The organism is Buttiauxella sp., assembly GCF_035271705.1.
Classification (GTDB): Bacteria; Pseudomonadota; Gammaproteobacteria; order Enterobacterales; family Enterobacteriaceae; genus Buttiauxella.
Map to the genome: position 1 here is coordinate 1 of NZ_DATERI010000101.1, position 15489 is coordinate 15489.

Annotated in this window: 14 protein-coding genes; 11 read left to right on the forward strand and 3 right to left on the reverse strand. The window is 50.9% G+C overall.

Annotation, left to right across the window (positions count from 1 at the left end; all coding sequences use genetic code 11):
• From VJY99_RS09335 to glnB, 5 genes are all read left to right on the forward strand, one after another.
• The coding region (locus tag VJY99_RS09335; protein ID WP_324117774.1) for a phosphoribosylformylglycinamidine synthase subunit PurQ at positions 1–981 on the forward strand (981 nt) is incomplete at its 5' end.
• Positions 982–1506: 525 nt separating this feature from the next.
• Complete coding sequence (locus VJY99_RS09340) at positions 1507–2946, forward strand: sensor histidine kinase (RefSeq protein ID WP_414641580.1); 1440 nt, start codon at positions 1507–1509, stop codon at positions 2944–2946.
• A gap of 3 nt (positions 2947–2949) precedes the next feature.
• Positions 2950–3669 (forward strand): two-component system QseEF-associated lipoprotein QseG, encoded by a 720-nt coding sequence (qseG, locus tag VJY99_RS09345; protein WP_324117775.1) that lies wholly within the window; start codon positions 2950–2952, stop codon positions 3667–3669.
• Positions 3666–5003, forward strand: coding sequence for a two-component system response regulator GlrR (glrR, locus tag VJY99_RS09350; RefSeq protein WP_324117776.1), 1338 nt, complete (start codon positions 3666–3668; stop codon positions 5001–5003). Before qseG ends, glrR begins: the two co-directional genes overlap by 4 nt.
• Before the next feature lie 71 nt (positions 5004–5074).
• The gene (gene glnB / locus VJY99_RS09355; RefSeq protein ID WP_324117777.1) at positions 5075–5413 is read left to right on the forward strand and encodes a nitrogen regulatory protein P-II; all 339 of its coding nucleotides are present in this window, start codon (positions 5075–5077) and stop codon (positions 5411–5413) included.
• An 86-nt stretch (positions 5414–5499) separates the two neighbouring features.
• On the opposite strand, the gene hmpA is transcribed toward glnB, so the two are convergent.
• Positions 5500–6690 carry an NO-inducible flavohemoprotein gene (gene hmpA / locus VJY99_RS09360; protein ID WP_324117778.1) on the reverse strand — a complete coding sequence of 397 codons (1191 nt, stop codon included), beginning with the start codon at positions 6688–6690 and terminating at the stop codon, positions 5500–5502.
• Positions 6691–7037: 347 nt separating this feature from the next.
• On the opposite strand from hmpA, the gene glyA reads away from it, so the two are divergent.
• Entirely contained in the window at positions 7038–8291 is a 1254-nt protein-coding gene (glyA, locus tag VJY99_RS09365) for a serine hydroxymethyltransferase (RefSeq protein ID WP_324117779.1), read from the forward strand.
• A 659-nt stretch (positions 8292–8950) separates the two neighbouring features.
• The gene (locus tag VJY99_RS09370; protein WP_324117780.1) at positions 8951–10099 is read left to right on the forward strand and encodes a 3-phenylpropionate MFS transporter; all 1149 of its coding nucleotides are present in this window, start codon (positions 8951–8953) and stop codon (positions 10097–10099) included.
• A gap of 114 nt (positions 10100–10213) precedes the next feature.
• Here the strand turns inward: VJY99_RS09370 and csiE are convergent, their stop codons facing one another.
• The gene (csiE, locus tag VJY99_RS09375) at positions 10214–11494 is read right to left on the reverse strand and encodes a stationary phase inducible protein CsiE (RefSeq protein WP_324117781.1); all 1281 of its coding nucleotides are present in this window, start codon (positions 11492–11494) and stop codon (positions 10214–10216) included.
• 138 nt (positions 11495–11632) lie between these two features.
• Here csiE and VJY99_RS09380 point away from each other — a divergent pair, with 138 nt between their 5' ends.
• Together VJY99_RS09380 and VJY99_RS09385 are read left to right on the forward strand one after the other, a co-directional pair.
• Entirely contained in the window at positions 11633–12268 is a 636-nt protein-coding gene (locus tag VJY99_RS09380) for a DUF1007 family protein (RefSeq protein ID WP_324117782.1), read from the forward strand.
• The gene (locus tag VJY99_RS09385) at positions 12259–13242 is read left to right on the forward strand and encodes a nickel/cobalt transporter (RefSeq protein ID WP_324117783.1); all 984 of its coding nucleotides are present in this window, start codon (positions 12259–12261) and stop codon (positions 13240–13242) included. Before VJY99_RS09380 ends, VJY99_RS09385 begins: the two co-directional genes overlap by 10 nt.
• 46 nt (positions 13243–13288) lie before the next feature.
• On the opposite strand, the gene suhB is transcribed toward VJY99_RS09385, so the two are convergent.
• On the reverse strand, positions 13289–14092 hold the full coding sequence (suhB, locus tag VJY99_RS09390) for an inositol-1-monophosphatase (protein WP_324117784.1): 804 nt from the start codon (positions 14090–14092) through the stop codon (positions 13289–13291).
• A 118-nt stretch (positions 14093–14210) separates the two neighbouring features.
• On the opposite strand from suhB, the gene trmJ reads away from it, so the two are divergent.
• Both trmJ and iscR read left to right on the forward strand, forming a co-directional pair.
• A complete protein-coding gene (trmJ, locus tag VJY99_RS09395) occupies positions 14211–14951 on the forward strand; it encodes a tRNA (cytosine(32)/uridine(32)-2'-O)-methyltransferase TrmJ (RefSeq protein ID WP_324117785.1) in 741 nt (246 codons plus the stop codon).
• Between the two features lie 130 nt (positions 14952–15081).
• A partial coding sequence (gene iscR / locus VJY99_RS09400) for a Fe-S cluster assembly transcriptional regulator IscR (protein ID WP_324117786.1) occupies positions 15082–15489 on the forward strand: 408 nt, incomplete at its 3' end.

Sequence of the window (15489 nt, forward strand, 5' to 3'; positions counted from 1 at the left end):
GGTCACGCGGTATTTAGCGAAAGCCGCACCCAGTTGCGTATGTGGTGGGCAGAAACCACCTGGCAGATGCAACGCCTGCGCGACAACCCAGCCTGCGCTGATCAAGAGCATGAAGCTAAAGCGAATGACAACGATCCAGGACTGAACGTGAAACTGAGCTTCGATATCAAAGAAGATATCGCGGCGCCATTCATCGCCAAAGGTGCGCGCCCGAAAGTTGCGGTGCTGCGCGAGCAGGGCGTTAACTCCCACGTTGAAATGGCTGCGGCCTTCCATCGTGCAGGCTTTGATGCCATTGACGTTCACATGAGTGATTTGTTGGCAGGTCGTCGCGGTCTGGAAGATTTCCAGGCGCTGGTGGCGTGTGGCGGCTTCTCTTATGGCGACGTACTGGGCGCGGGTGAAGGCTGGGCGAAGTCCATCCTCTTTAATTCACGTGTGCGTGATGAGTTCGAAACCTTCTTCCATCGTCCACAAACTCTGGCATTGGGTGTGTGTAACGGTTGCCAGATGATGTCGAACTTGCGTGAACTGATTCCGGGCAGCGACCTGTGGCCACGCTTTGTGCGTAACCATTCAGACCGCTTTGAAGCACGCTTCAGTCTGGTGGAAGTCACCTCCAGCCCGTCCTTGTTGCTGCAAGGCATGGTCGGTTCGCATATGCCAATCGCCGTTTCACACGGTGAAGGGCATGTTGAAGTACGCGATGCGGCACATCTGGCAGCACTGGAAAGCAAAGGGCTGGTGGCGCTGCGCTTTATCGACAACTTCGGCAAAGTGACGCAAGACTATCCAGCCAACCCGAACGGTTCACCAAACGGGATTACGGCAGTCACTAACGAAAGTGGGCGCGTCACAATCATGATGCCGCACCCAGAGCGAGTGTTCCGTACCGTAAGCAACTCCTGGCACCCAGCCGAATGGGGCGAGGATAGCCCGTGGATGCGCATATTCCGCAATGCGCGCAAGCAACTCGGTTAAGTTGTTAAGAATCCCTGCTTCGGCAGGGATTTTTTTGTCACTGATCCCCGACAAGTGATAAATATGCTGTCTCAAATAGGTGACACTTAACTTATTGATTTTAAAGGTTGTAGAGATGAGGTCAGTAAAGTGTTGCTGAAAGGCGACAGTTGGCGTGAGAGGCAAACAATTTACTAAATGAGTGATACGTTAAATAAACATAATAAAAACATTTAGATGTAAATTTTATAGCAAACATGGCACACATGCTGCATAATACTACGCAGTGGCTCATTCACCTTCTTATGTCAGCCCCCGCAAGGGTTGTGCTACATAAACCATAGAATGACGCACACAAGGTGCCTGCCGTCCGACTTTTGATTATTGCCAGTCTCGTACTGCTTTATCATGCTCCGGGCGAAACGTTGAGTAAGGCACCGCCTGATTCCAGAACAAAGGCAGAGATTATTCTCTGCCTTTGTCGTTTCTGAACTTTAAACTCTGCCCAATCCCCGCTAGCATCGAATTATTCAGAATCCCAATGAGATGAAGCTATTGAACCAGTGGCACTTTTTCCCGCGCTCTTTACGCCAGCTTGTGATGATGGCTTTTTTGTTAGTGTTGGTTCCGCTACTGGTTCTGGCATGGCAAGCCTGGCAAAGTCTTAATGCGCTAAGTGATCAAGCCGCACTCACCAACAGCACCACGCTTGTCGATGCACGTCGCAGCCAGGCCATGACCAATGTGGCACTGGAAATGGAACGTAGCTACCGGCAATACTGCGTGCTGGATGACGCAACACTCGCCACTCTTTATCAAGGGCAGCGTAAGCGTTACGCGCAGATGCTTGAAGCTCATGCGGGTGTCTTACCTGACAATCAACTTTATGACGCCCTGAGCCAGTCGCTAAAAGACCTCGCCGAAATACACTGTAAAAATAGCGGCCCCGATACCGCCGCCTCTGCACATCTTGAAACCTTCGCCACCAAAAATGCTGACATGGTGCAAGCCACGCGGGCAGTGGTCTTTTCCCGTGGGCAACAACTTCAGCAGGAAATCGCCGAGCGCGGACAATTCTTTGGCTGGCAGGCGCTGGTGTTATTCCTGCTGAGTTTTGCGCTGGTGATTATCTTTACGCGCATGATAATCGGCCCGGTAAAAAGCATCGAACGGATGATTAACTTACTCGGAGAAGGGCACTCGCTGGGAAATATGGTGCTGTTTAAAGGTGGGCCACGCGAACTGCGCTCGGTGGGGCAGCGGATTGTCTGGTTAAGCGAGCGTCTCTCATGGCTTGAATCCCAGCGTCATGAGTTCTTACGTCATATTTCCCATGAATTAAAAACGCCACTCGCCAGTATGCGTGAAGGCACCGAGTTGCTTGCCGATGAAGTCGTGGGACCGCTAACCAACGACCAAAAAGAAGTGGTAGAAATTCTCGATAATAGTAGCCGTCACTTACAAAAATTGATTGAACAATTATTGGATTACAACCGCAAACTGGCAGATATCCCGGTCGAACTTGAAAAAGTTGAGCTTGGGCCACTCATGGATGCCATTATCGCCGCTCACAGTTTGCCAGCACGGGCTAAAATGATGCGTACCGAGTGCAATCTGAGCCCGGTGGCGTGCCTGGCAGAGCCCATGTTATTAGCGAGCGTGTTGGATAATCTCTACTCCAATGCGGTGCACTATGGTGCTGAATCCGGTACCATTTATCTACGAAGCGTGCAGATGGGTAACATGCTCCAGATTGATGTCGCTAATACCGGCGACCCCATTCCCTCTGCGGAGCGAGAGATGATCTTTGAACCTTTTTATCAGGGAAGCCACCAGCGCAAAGGTGCAGTAAAAGGTAGCGGTCTGGGTCTGAGTATTGCCCTGGATTGTATTCGCCGTATGCATGGCGAATTGCATCTGATTGACGATGAAACGGCAGATGTTTGCTTCCGTATCGAGTTGCCTGTTTTTCCCGAGAAAAAATAAATAATGAAAGTGACTATTTTTAGCGTGCTGCGCAACGGTTGGTTATCTCACCCTGGCAGCTTTGTTTCGATTAGGCCAATCTCAGCATTGCTCGTGCCGTTATTCCTGGCGAGTTGTGTACAAAACACGGCACCAGAAAATATAAAACACCCAGAATTCGTTGAAGAACCGGAACAACAACTGGCTGATTACTTGTCGACGAATTGTGACGATATCTGGCAAAACCAGAGTCACGATTCTACATCTAACCCGCTGTACTGGTTGCGTGCGATGGATTGCTCTGAACGTTTAGCGCCGGCTCAGGCGCGAGAGGAAGCCCGACGCTGGCCGTCCGATAGCTGGCGCGACACCTTCAAACGCGGGATTTTGCTCGCCAACGCCAAAATTACCCCCACCGAGCGCCGTCGTAACATGACGGCGCTTGATGCCTTGACCGCTGACGTCCCGGTTCAAGTGCGTTCGTTGTTCCAGGTCTGGCGTGATGGGCAGGCTTCATTGCTGGCGCTTTCTGACGAACGCTCGCGCTATAGCGCATTGCAGCAAAGCTCGGATAATGAGCTCGATACGCTGCGTGAACAGCAGCAACGGCTCAGAAGTCAGTTAAGTTTGACCACCCGAAAACTGGAAAACCTCACGGATATTGAGCGTCAGCTTTCCAACCGTAAACCGGCTGCTACAGATTTACCGGACAACACTAAACCCGAGCAGGAGGCGAAACCATGACACAGCGAAAACCCGCCAGATTGCTGCTGGTTGATGACGATCCTGGTTTGCTAAAACTTCTCGGTATGCGCCTGACCAGTGAAGGTTTCACCGTCTCCACGGCGGAAAGTGGTGCTGAAGGGTTGCGTCTGTTAGGGCGAGAAAAAATCGACCTGGTGATTAGCGACCTGCGGATGGATGAAATGGATGGCATGGCATTATTTGCCGAGATCCAGAAAGTGCAGCCGGGAATGCCAGTCATCATTCTGACCGCTCACGGCTCCATTCCTGATGCGGTTGCCGCGACACAACAGGGGGTGTTTAGCTTCCTGACGAAGCCGGTGGATAAAGACGCGCTCTACAAAGCCATTGACGATGCACTGTCGCACTCGCACATCGCCGGGGATGAGATGTGGCGCGATACTATCGTCACGCGCAACCCCATCATGCAGCGTTTGCTGGAACAAGCACGCATGGTCGCACAGTCTGATGTCAGCGTGCTGATTCAGGGGCAAAGTGGCACCGGTAAAGAGATCCTCGCGCAAGCCATTCACAACGCCAGCCCACGTAGCAAAAAAGCCTTTATCGCAATTAACTGTGGCGCATTGCCAGAGCAACTCCTGGAATCCGAACTGTTTGGCCACTCCCGAGGGGCATTTACCGGTGCGGTGAGTAGCAGGGAAGGTTTGTTCCAGGCCGCAGAAGGTGGAACGTTATTCCTTGATGAAATTGGCGATATGCCAATCCCTTTGCAGGTCAAATTGTTGCGTGTATTGCAGGAGCGTAAAGTGCGTCCGTTGGGCAGCAATCGCGACCTCGATATCGACGTGCGAATTCTGTCTGCAACCCACCGTGATTTACCCAAAGCGATGGAGCGTGGCGAGTTTCGTGAAGACTTGTACTATCGCCTGAATGTGGTGAGTCTCAAGATCCCGGCGCTGCATGAACGTGCCGAAGATGTGCCTTTGCTGGCCAATCACCTGTTGCGACAATCTGCTGAGCGTCATAAACCCTTCGTGCGTAGTTTTTCGACTGATGCCATGAAGCGATTAATGGCTGCAAGCTGGCCAGGGAATGTACGCCAATTAGTCAACGTGATTGAACAATGCGTGGCGCTGACCTCCGCCCCTGTCATCAGCGAAGCACTGGTTCAACAGGCTTTGGAAGGGGAAAACTCCGCGCTGCCGACCTTTGTCGAAGCACGCAGTCAGTTTGAGCTGAACTATCTGCGCAAGTTGCTGCAAATGACTAAAGGAAATGTCACTCAAGCGGCACGTGTAGCGGGACGTAACCGGACAGAGTTCTACAAATTACTCTCACGGCATGAACTCGATGCCAATGACTTTAAAGAGTAGTTTGTGGTAATTTGAAACCACGATTACTGTAGCCAAGCAGCACACTAAAGTTGTGCGGAACCGGGAAGACCATGAAAAAAATTGATGCGATTATTAAACCGTTCAAACTGGATGACGTGCGCGAAGCGCTGGCAGAAGTTGGTATCACTGGCATGACGGTAACCGAAGTAAAAGGTTTTGGTCGTCAGAAAGGGCACACCGAACTGTACCGTGGTGCTGAGTACATGGTGGATTTCCTGCCAAAAGTGAAAATTGAAATTGTGGTGACTGACGATATCGTCGATACCTGCGTGGACACCATTATCCGTACCGCGCAAACCGGTAAAATCGGTGACGGTAAAATCTTTGTCTTCGATGTGGCTCGTGTAGTACGTATCCGTACTGGCGAAGAAGACGACGAGGCAATTTAAGCGTTTGTTACGGCGGGTGACACTGAGTTTACCCGCCCTAGGTGTTTTAGGGTGGATATGCGAAGCGCTATCCACCACGTTTTAGATCACACCACTTTATGTGGCCCGAAGCATTCGTAATTAATCTTGTCCTGCGCAACACCCAACTTCACTAACTGCTCTGCAGCAAATCGCATAAAGGCTACCGGGCCGCAGAGGTAAAACTGCACATCTGGTGCGTTGATTTTGCTTTCCATTGCGACTAAATCCATCAAACCTTCACTGTCGAATTTTGACTGTTCGCGGCAGCTTTCACCTGGCGTGCGATACCATACGTGGCGCTCAAAATGCGGTAACTGCGCACCAAGTCGACTCACTTCTTCGTCAAACGCATGTACATCGCCGTTTTCAGCCGCATGGAACCAGTTGACCTGTGCGTTATGGGCATTTTTAGCCAGCGTATCAAGCATCGCCAACATCGGTGTCTGACCAACGCCTGCTGAAATCAGCGTCACCGGGGTTTGGGCTTCAACATTCATAAAGAAATCACCGGCCGGTGCGGCAAGATGCACTTCGTCACCCACTTGTGCGTGGTTGTGCAACCAGCTTGAAACCTGGCCCAAATCTTCACGTTTAACCGCAATGCGATAAGTTTTGCCATCTGGCTTACGGGTCAGTGAATACTGGCGAATTTCCTGATGTGGGAACCCTTCAGGTTTTAACCACACGCCAAGATATTGACCTGGCTGGTAATCGGCAACCGCTTCACCATCAACCGGAGCAAATTCAAAACTGGTGATAAGCGTACTTTGCGGCTCTTTTGCCACAATACGGAATGCACGAGTGCCTTCCCAGCCGCCATTTTTCACCGCGTTGTCCTGGTAAATTTCCGCTTCACGATTGATGAACACACCCGCCAGCACGCCATACGCTTTGCCCCACGCATCTAACACTTCCTGGCCCGGACTGAACATTTCATCTAGTGTCGCTAACAGATGGGCGCCGACAATGTCGTACTGCTCTGGTTTTATCTGGAAGCTGGTATGTTTTTGGGCGATTTTTTCTACCGCAGGCAGCAGTACCGCAAGATTTTCAATATTAGTAGCGTAGGCACAAATCGCATTGAACAGTGCTTCACGCTGATCGCCATTGCGCTGATTGCTCATATTGAAGATCTCTTTTAGCTCAGGGTTATGGCTGAACATGCGATCGTAAAAGTGTGCGGTAAGTTTTGGACCCGTGGCGGCGAGCAGGGGAATAGTGGATTTCACAACAGCGATGGTTTGGGCATCAAGCATGGTATAGCTCCTAATAATTAACCTGGAAAGTTAATGTTGTATTTTAAATGCATCTTATAAAACTATTTACTGAAACAAAAGCATTACATTGTAAATGGATACTGATGGAGTCGATGTCGCTCACAGAACATGAAATCTGCGCATGTTGATGATGAATTAATATCCACTGAAATAGCTTGCCACTTTTAGCTTTAAACCCTTGCAGGACGCCAAGCCAATCGTTTGCGTAAAAACCTCTATCAAGACCTATCACCAGATACCAATTCGGTTTACACTGTTGCCCGTCGCTAAAAAGCCTTTGGGCTAAAGCGAGAAAACTTTACTGTTAGCTGAGTCAGGAGATGCGGATGTTAAAGCGTGAAATGAATATTGCCGATTATGATGCCCAATTGTGGCAGGCTATGGAGCAAGAAAAAGTACGTCAGGAAGAGCACATTGAACTTATCGCCTCCGAAAACTACACCAGCCCACGCGTAATGCAGGCTCAGGGTTCTCAGTTAACCAATAAATACGCTGAAGGTTACCCAGGCAAACGCTACTACGGCGGTTGCGAATATGTTGATGTGGTTGAACAACTGGCTATCGACCGTGCAAAAGAGTTGTTCGGCGCTGATTACGCTAACGTGCAACCGCACTCTGGTTCACAGGCTAACTTCGCGGTATACACCACTCTGCTGGAACCCGGCGATACCGTTCTGGGTATGAACCTGGCACATGGCGGCCACCTGACTCACGGCTCCCCGGTAAACTTCTCCGGTAAGCTGTACAACATCGTTCCTTACGGTATCGATGAAACAGGTCATATCGATTACGCCGACCTGGAAAAACAAGCTAAAGCACACAAACCAAAGATGATCATCGGTGGTTTCTCAGCTTATTCTGGCGTCGTTGACTGGGCAAAAATGCGTGAAATCGCAGACATGGTTGGCGCTTACCTGTTCGTGGACATGGCACACGTTGCCGGTCTGATTGCAGCTGACGTTTACCCGAACCCAGTTCCACACGCACATGTTGTGACTACCACAACGCACAAAACGCTGGCAGGCCCACGCGGTGGTTTAATCCTCGCTAAAGGCGGCAGCGAAGAGCTGTATAAGAAACTGAACTCCGCAGTCTTCCCAGGCGCGCAGGGCGGCCCATTGATGCACGTCATCGCGGGTAAAGCGGTTGCACTGAAAGAAGCAATGGAGCCAGAGTTCAAAACTTACCAGCAGCAGGTTGCTAAAAACGCGAAAGCGATGGTTGCCGTGTTCCTGGATCGTGGCTACAAAGTGGTGTCTGGTGGTACTGAAAACCACCTGTTCTTGCTGGATCTGGTTGATAAGAATCTGACGGGTAAAGAAGCCGATGCTGCCTTGGGTCGTGCAAACATCACCGTGAACAAAAACAGCGTACCAAACGATCCGAAGAGCCCATTTGTGACTTCTGGTATCCGTATCGGTACACCTGCGGTAACGCGTCGTGGCTTCACCGAAGCTGACGTTCGCGAGCTGGCTGGCTGGATGTGTGATGTGTTAGATAGTATCAACGACGAAGCGGTCATCGAACGCACTAAGAAGAAAGTTCTGGATATCTGCGCCCGCTTGCCGGTTTACGCGTAATCCCAAGCTTGTAAGAGTTCAAAGCCCACATCATGTGGGCTTTGTTATTTCTAAGGCGACTAACGATCGCGCGTCACTAAACCACAATACTTCGCGGTTCCCGCGGTATCATTGTTTTGCGTTGCCTTAATACATTCATCCATCGGTGTTAACGGGGGAGGCGTGTTAACGGTTTGGGCGGCACATCCGGTTAATAATATTCCACAAAGTATGACTCCTGCTTTGAACATCACTTCACTCCTGATTTGAAAGGTGCGCTACTAGAAAGCGCAAATAACAGATCCTGGTCGGTATCGGTCTGCCAGGTTTTTCCGTTGTCCACAGAATGGTGAAGTTCTCCGCTGGCGTAGGGATTATTTGTGCTAACAGAGAGGTTGTTACTGTTTTTTCCCGCAGGTTGAGAGGTTAAAAGGTGCGCTTGTCACCGAGGATAAATCCACTCACGCCGCAAAGCCACCCGGTCAATGCCCATAATATGGCAGGGCAGCCAGGATGGGTATTGTTGCGGGCAGGGGAGTCGACACAGTTGAAAATGGAAATTGTGGTGTTGTCGTAATTATATATAACCGTATAATTTTCATATGTTATTAGCTTGTTAATGAACGCTTGCATGCAAACCTGTGCTCGGACACACTAACGCCTCCAAAACGGGAGGGATCATGGTTTTGCATTCAACACGCTGGCTTGCGCTCAGTTATTTTACCTACTTCTTTAGCTACGGGATTTTTCTGCCATTCTGGAGTGTTTGGCTTGCTGGAGTCGGCCTGCCACCCGAAACCATTGGGTTGCTGTTAGGTGCAGGGTTAATCGCCCGTTTCCTCGGTAGTTTGCTACTGGCTCCTCGTGTAACCGATCCTTCCCGGCTTGTGTTTGCCTTACGTTTACTCGCCTTATTCACTCTGATTTTTGCCGTCGCCTTCTGGTTCGGACAAACCGCCACCTGGTTGTTGATTGTGATGGTCGGCTTTAACCTGTTTTTCTCACCGCTAGTGCCGCTGACCGATGCGTTGGCCGGAACCTGGCAGCGGCAAATTACCATGGATTACGGGCGTGTGCGGCTGTGGGGATCGCTGGCGTTTGTTATCGGCTCTGCCATGACCGGCAAACTGGTAAGCCTGTTTAGCTATCAGGCGATTCTGGTGCTGTTGAGTATCGGTATTGCGTCGATGCTTATCGGCATGATGCTGCGCCCATCCGTCATGCCGCAGGGCGAAACCCGACATAGCGAAGGCGCGGGTTGGCCTGCCTGGAAGAAACTGGTGCTCGGTTCGTGGCGTTTTCTGGCCTGCGTCACCATGCTACAAGGCGCACATGCGGCATACTACGGATTCAGTGCCATTTACTGGCAAGGTGCGGGATATTCTGCCTCGGTGGTGGGTTACTTGTGGTCGCTGGGCGTGGTCGCAGAAATTGTGATTTTTGCCCTGAGCAACAAGCTGTTCCGTCACTGGAGCGCCCGAGATTTGCTACTGCTTTCTGGCGTGAGCGGTATTCTGCGTTGGAGCCTGATGGCGTATACGACGGATTTACCGTGGCTGATTGCCGCGCAAATCCTGCATTGTGGAAGCTTCACCGTTTGCCACCTGGCGGCGATGCGTTATATCTCCGCACGGGAAGGCAATGAAGTAATACGTTTGCAGGCGGTCTACTCGGCGGTAGCGATGGGCGGCGGCATCGCCATTATGACTATGTTCTCAGGCTTCCTGTACCAGCATATGCAGGGCGGGGTGTTCTGGATCATGGCGTTAGTCGCTATCCCGGCATTATTTATCCGCCCGCGCCCGGTCGCGTATACTCGTCATACTTGAAGCTGCATCAGCGTTGGCTGCATTTATTCACCCCAGTCACTTACCTGAGTAAGATCCAGGGGAATCATAAGTTTGCCGCCTTGATGCAACGCCAATTATTTAGGGTATCTTGGGTTAACACTCGATAATCATGCGGATCTGCTGCTGCTGGTGGTCACCCAGTGGCAGCGTGACGTGAATCAACGGTGGAGAGTAGAGCGGCAGCGTGGTGGAGTAGGGTGTTATCACCAGCGACACTTCTTTTGGCGCTCCCTCTTTCTGATAGCTGTGAATCGTCAGATATTTAATATTGAGCGGCAGCAAGGTGAGTTCGCGTAACTGCTGTTCAATTTTTTGTTCAAGCTCCAGATTGTTGCCGGTGAGCAACAATACTTGCTTCTCATGCAGGTCATTTTCCTGCATTAACCACGCACCAAAAATAACCGCCACCAGACCCACTTCTTCGTCAGAAAAACGCATTTCATAGTGAGATTCAAAATCGTTGAAGACTTCACGCGTGGTGCGCATCAATCGCGGATAGAGGCGGGTAATTTCTTCCGGCAAACTGTTATCAATGCCGATGCAGAACTGGCAGCGATCCAGCGCCTGAGCGAGATGAATATAAAGCTGGTCACTCAGACCTTGTTCGTCACTAAACGCCATACCGGCTTGTTCACGAAAACGCGTAATCATTCCGGAAATCGCGGTACGCAGCCGTAAGTCCTGGTGATGGCTATCGTTAATCGGGTCGGGCATGCGCAGCATAAGGAATAACAGTGCGAGGAATAATTGCTCGTTTTCATTGGCCGATTGCAACACGCGGCGTTTCCAGTGGCGGGCAATCTCAAGCGCTGCTAAGAACTCCGGGCGCACTGTCGTCCATGCCCGTTGCTGCTCGGTGAATTCAGGCGTCATTCCCGCATGATGCTGATGCAAACAGTATTGCAAAAACAGCGTGATAAACTGCACGTCACGACTGTCAAACTGCCGCTGCAAACGCCTTGCACACAGGCTAATCAACGCCTGCAGATTCTTTTCGTCATACAGAGCGGTCAAGATCCCTTGCTGTTTAAGCTGGGTTTTGATTACCGGCGTAAAATGTTGCTGCACAAAGTGCGGGCATAAGCGCAATGCACGACGCAACCAGTTCAGTAAGCACAGGCGGCGATCCAGCTGCGAGCCCTCAATCCGGTAGCTGCCATCCTGTTGTGTGATGAGCTTCAGCCGGTGATAGCGCTGGATTTCATCGCTTGTGTCGGCTATATCTTGCAGGGCTTTAGTGTTATCGACCCCGTTGAGTCTTGCAAGTATCTCAGGGGTGACTGTTTGGCCCGGTAAATAGAGCAACAAAAGCAGATGGCAGCGACGCTGCGGACTGGAGAGAACAGTTGGTTGTGGGGAAAGCAGTGTCATCATCCGCGTAACCAAGTCAAAGGTGATTAATGCTAAGAGTAGCTAAACCTTTTGTCGTAGATCGTCCCATTTGAGCTTTTTAATTACGGAATTCTGACTGGCTCACAGAATTTTAAGCTTGAGAGAATAATGAGCGGAAAAATGTGTAACAGAATCGCGGTTTTTGCCCTGAGCACGGCGCTTTTTAGCCCGATAGCTTTAGCTCATCCTCATAGCTTTATTACGCTCGTGAGCACGGTCATGGTCAAAAATGATCAGTTAACGGGTCTGAAAATGCAGTGGACGATGGATGAAATTACTTCAGCGGACCTACTGTATGACGCAGGGGATGCGAAGCCTGACTCACCCGTCTGGAAGACACTTGCCGCCGAAGTCATGGCGAATGTTTTAGGGCAACATTATTTCACTGAATTTTGGCACAACGGCCAAAAAGTGACGTTTACCAATTTGCCGCCAGAGTACGGGCTTGCACGGGTAGGGCATCAGGCGGTGCTAACCTTTGTGTTACCGCTGGCGCATCCGCAGCCGCTTAAAGGGCAAACCTACCAGTTCGCGACCTTCGACCCGACCTTTTTTGTCGATATGAGTTACGAGCATCCTGGCGATGCCAGCGTGCCGAAATCACTAGCAGCACTTTGCAAAATATCGGTTAACACACCGCAACCGACTGAAGAAATGCAGACGTTCGCCTTGTCGTTAGATAAAGCCGATGCGCCGCCCGAAGATATGGAACTGGGTAAACAGTTTGCTCAACAGGTTACGTTGCAATGTCAGTAATTCCTTCCTCCAGAGCCCATTCACGCCGTTGGTTACAAATGTGGCCGCTGGCGGTTTTCCTGCTGATATGCGCAGTTGGGCTCTACTGCTTGTGGCACTACTGGCCGCAAATCATCCTTAATAGCGCAACGTGGCAGAAATCGATTAACCAACAAATGAGCACGCTTTTGCGTGAGGTTGCCGAGAACCCAGCGCGAGCGGGTGGGTCGTTGCTGTCATTTAGTTTTATCTACGGCGTACTTCACGCGTTGGGGCCGGGGCATGGCAAAGTGGTCATTACGACCTGGCTTGCAACCCATCCTTCGCGTTTGAAAAGCAGTCTTAAACTGACTTTTGCCGCTTCCTTATTACAAGGGCTGGTGGCGATTGGGTTGGTGACGGTGGTACTGGGAATATTGGTTTTACCGTCGCGACAATTGCACATGAGCAGTTTCTGGCTGGAGAAAGGGAGTTATTTGCTGGTGGGCATTTTGGGCCTGATGCTGTGTGTCCGCGCCATGCGAAATTTACAACACGTTCTGCGAAAACCTCAGCGTTTTACCTCGTTTACTCCGCATCATGTTCACGACGAAAAATGCGGTTGTGGTCATCAGCATTTGCCGACAGAAAAACAGCTCGAGGCAGGAGAGGACTGGCGTGCCCGGGTGATGATTGTATTGTCGATGGGGATGCGCCCGTGTTCTGGTGCCATCATGGTGCTGTTGTTTAGCAAAGTGATTGGCGTATATCACTGGGGAATGTTGTCAGCGCTGACGATGGCGGCAGGCACATCGCTAACGATTTCGGGTCTGGCGTTTTTGGTACACGGATTCCGTACTTTGGCTGTTCGTATGAGCGGGAATAAAGCACCGGCTTTATGGCGACAAGTTGCCTGGGCGACATTGGCTTTAGCGGGGGGAGGAATTTTGGTCCTGGCGGCGGTGGTGATGTGGCTGAGTGCTCAACCAGCGGTACGTGGGATTCGACCTTTCTAAACAAGAGAACAAGAGCGGGTAAGCAAGCGCTACCCGCTCTCTGAGATTAACGCTTCAGCGCTTCGCTCAGTTCATCACGCATAGCTGCCAGCATTGCTTTAACAACGCGCGGGTTACCTGCAACGATGTTGCCGGTCAGCAGGTGGTTGTGGCCGCCGGTGAAATCACATACCAGGCTACCAGATTCGCGAGCAATCAGTTCGCCTGCTGCAAAATCCCAAGGCTTCAGACCAATCTCGAAGAAACCATCAACACGGCCAGCCGCAACGTATGCCAGATCAAGTGCTGCTGAACCGGTACGACGGAAGTCTGCACACTGGGTGAACAGTTTGGCAACGATGTTGATATATGGGGTGGCGTGTTGCTTCAGCTTGAAGGGGAAGCCCGTTGCCAGAATGGTGCCGTCGAGGTCACGTGCATTGCTGCCGCGCAGACGGTAACCGTTCAACTGTGCGCCTTGACCACGTACCGCGGTGAACAACTCGTTACGCATTGGGTCATAAACCACAGCAACTTCAGTGCGGCCTTTAACACGAACAGCGATTGATACCGCGAAGTGCGGCAAACGTTTGATGAAGTTAGAAGTGCCATCCAGAGGATCGATAACCCATTGCACATCCTGCTCGGTACCCGCCAGTTCGCCTGATTCTTCAGCGATAATGGTGTGTTGCGGGTAGGATTTGCGGATAATTTCGATAATCAAGCGCTCGGCTTCGGTATCTACGTTAGTCACAAAATCGTTGCTACCTTTCTGGCTCGCTTCTACAGCGTCAGGGGTTTCGTAGTTCTTGGCAATTAAATTGCCCGCCTTGCGCGCAGCGCGCACGGCGATGGTGAGCATCGGATGCATCGGTCTCTCTCTGGATGTTAAAGAACGGAAAACGGGGCGGAGTATAGCAGAGCGTTCGGAATATGTCCCAGGGTTATGATAGGATGACGCGATAATCTTTTCAGGCTATGAGTCAACAATGCTGCAAAACGTACGTATAGTGCTGGTTGAAACCTCCCATACCGGCAACATGGGCTCTGTAGCTCGTGCAATGAAAACCATGGGGCTGACAAATCTTTGGCTGGTAAATCCGCTGGTTAAACCTGATTCACAAGCTATCGCGCTTGCTGCGGGTGCCAGTGATGTTATTGGTGAAGCTAAAATTGTCGACACGCTGGATGAAGCGTTGGCGGGATGCAGCCTGGTGATTGGTACCAGCGCACGTTCTCGTACGCTGCCATGGCCGATGCTTGACCCACGTGAATGTGGTTTAAAGAGTATTTCTGAAGCGCAAGACTCGCCAGTCGCCATTGTTTTTGGCCGTGAGCGCGTTGGTTTAACCAATGACGAATTGCAGAAATGCCACTACCACGTTGCGATTCAGGCAAACCCAGAATACAGCTCGTTGAACCTGGCAATGGCGGTGCAAATCCTCGCCTATGAAGTTCGAATTGCCTGGCTTGCGACCCAAGAAGAAAGCAAAGAAACGACGGTTGTGGAAGACCAAACTCAGTATCCGTCAGTTGACGATCTCGAGCGTTTTTACGGTCATCTGGAGCAAGTGTTGCTGAAAACCGGCTTTATTCGTACCAGCCATCCAGGCCAGATTATGAGTAAATTGCGCCGCTTATATACGCGTGCACGCCCGGAAAGTCAGGAACTTAACATCCTGCGCGGTATGCTTTCTTCTATTGATAACGAGAAAAAATCCGGCAAATAATACTTGAGTAAATTAGTAGGTTAAATAGTTGACCAATTTACTCAGGAATGTCAGACTTGCGGCCTGCTATGTGATAATCACATTTATAAAAAACCCCCGGTTCGAGGGGCGATTTGAGGTTAAGTAAGACATGAGACTGACATCGAAAGGACGTTATGCCGTGACCGCAATGCTTGACGTTGCGTTGAACTCCGAATCAGGCCCAGTACCGTTGGCTGATATCTCAGAACGTCAGGGAATCTCTCTCTCCTACCTGGAGCAGTTATTCTCCCGCCTGCGTAAAAATGGCCTAGTGGCCAGCGTACGCGGTCCTGGCGGTGGTTATTTGTTAGGTAAAGAAGCAAACAGCATCGCAGTTGGCGAAGTTATCAGCGCCGTAGATGAATCTGTTGATGCAACGCGTTGCGCGGGCAAAGGTGGTTGTCAGGGCGGCGATAAGTGCCTGACTCACGCACTGTGGCGCGATCTGAGTGACCGTCTGACTGGTTTTTTAAATAACATCACCTTGGGTGAGCTGGTGAATAACCAGGAAGTGTTG

What these genes read in the sequence shown, in the direction of transcription:
- glyA (WP_324117779.1), top strand. Translation starts at nt 7,038, where the DNA reads ATGTTAAAGCGTGAAATGAATATTGCCGATTATGATGCCCAATTGTGG.
- glrR (WP_324117776.1), top strand. Translation starts at nt 3,666, where the DNA reads ATGACACAGCGAAAACCCGCCAGATTGCTGCTGGTTGATGACGATCCT.
- qseG (WP_324117775.1), top strand. Translation starts at nt 2,950, where the DNA reads ATGAAAGTGACTATTTTTAGCGTGCTGCGCAACGGTTGGTTATCTCAC.
- VJY99_RS09340 (WP_414641580.1), top strand. Translation starts at nt 1,507, where the DNA reads ATGAAGCTATTGAACCAGTGGCACTTTTTCCCGCGCTCTTTACGCCAG.
- trmJ (WP_324117785.1), top strand. Translation starts at nt 14,211, where the DNA reads ATGCTGCAAAACGTACGTATAGTGCTGGTTGAAACCTCCCATACCGGC.
- glnB (WP_324117777.1), top strand. Translation starts at nt 5,075, where the DNA reads ATGAAAAAAATTGATGCGATTATTAAACCGTTCAAACTGGATGACGTG.
- VJY99_RS09370 (WP_324117780.1), top strand. Translation starts at nt 8,951, where the DNA reads ATGGTTTTGCATTCAACACGCTGGCTTGCGCTCAGTTATTTTACCTAC.
- hmpA (WP_324117778.1), bottom strand. Translation starts at nt 6,690, where the DNA reads ATGCTTGATGCCCAAACCATCGCTGTTGTGAAATCCACTATTCCCCTG.
- VJY99_RS09380 (WP_324117782.1), top strand. Translation starts at nt 11,633, where the DNA reads ATGTGTAACAGAATCGCGGTTTTTGCCCTGAGCACGGCGCTTTTTAGC.
- suhB (WP_324117784.1), bottom strand. Translation starts at nt 14,092, where the DNA reads ATGCATCCGATGCTCACCATCGCCGTGCGCGCTGCGCGCAAGGCGGGC.
- csiE (WP_324117781.1), bottom strand. Translation starts at nt 11,494, where the DNA reads ATGATGACACTGCTTTCCCCACAACCAACTGTTCTCTCCAGTCCGCAG.
- VJY99_RS09385 (WP_324117783.1), top strand. Translation starts at nt 12,259, where the DNA reads ATGTCAGTAATTCCTTCCTCCAGAGCCCATTCACGCCGTTGGTTACAA.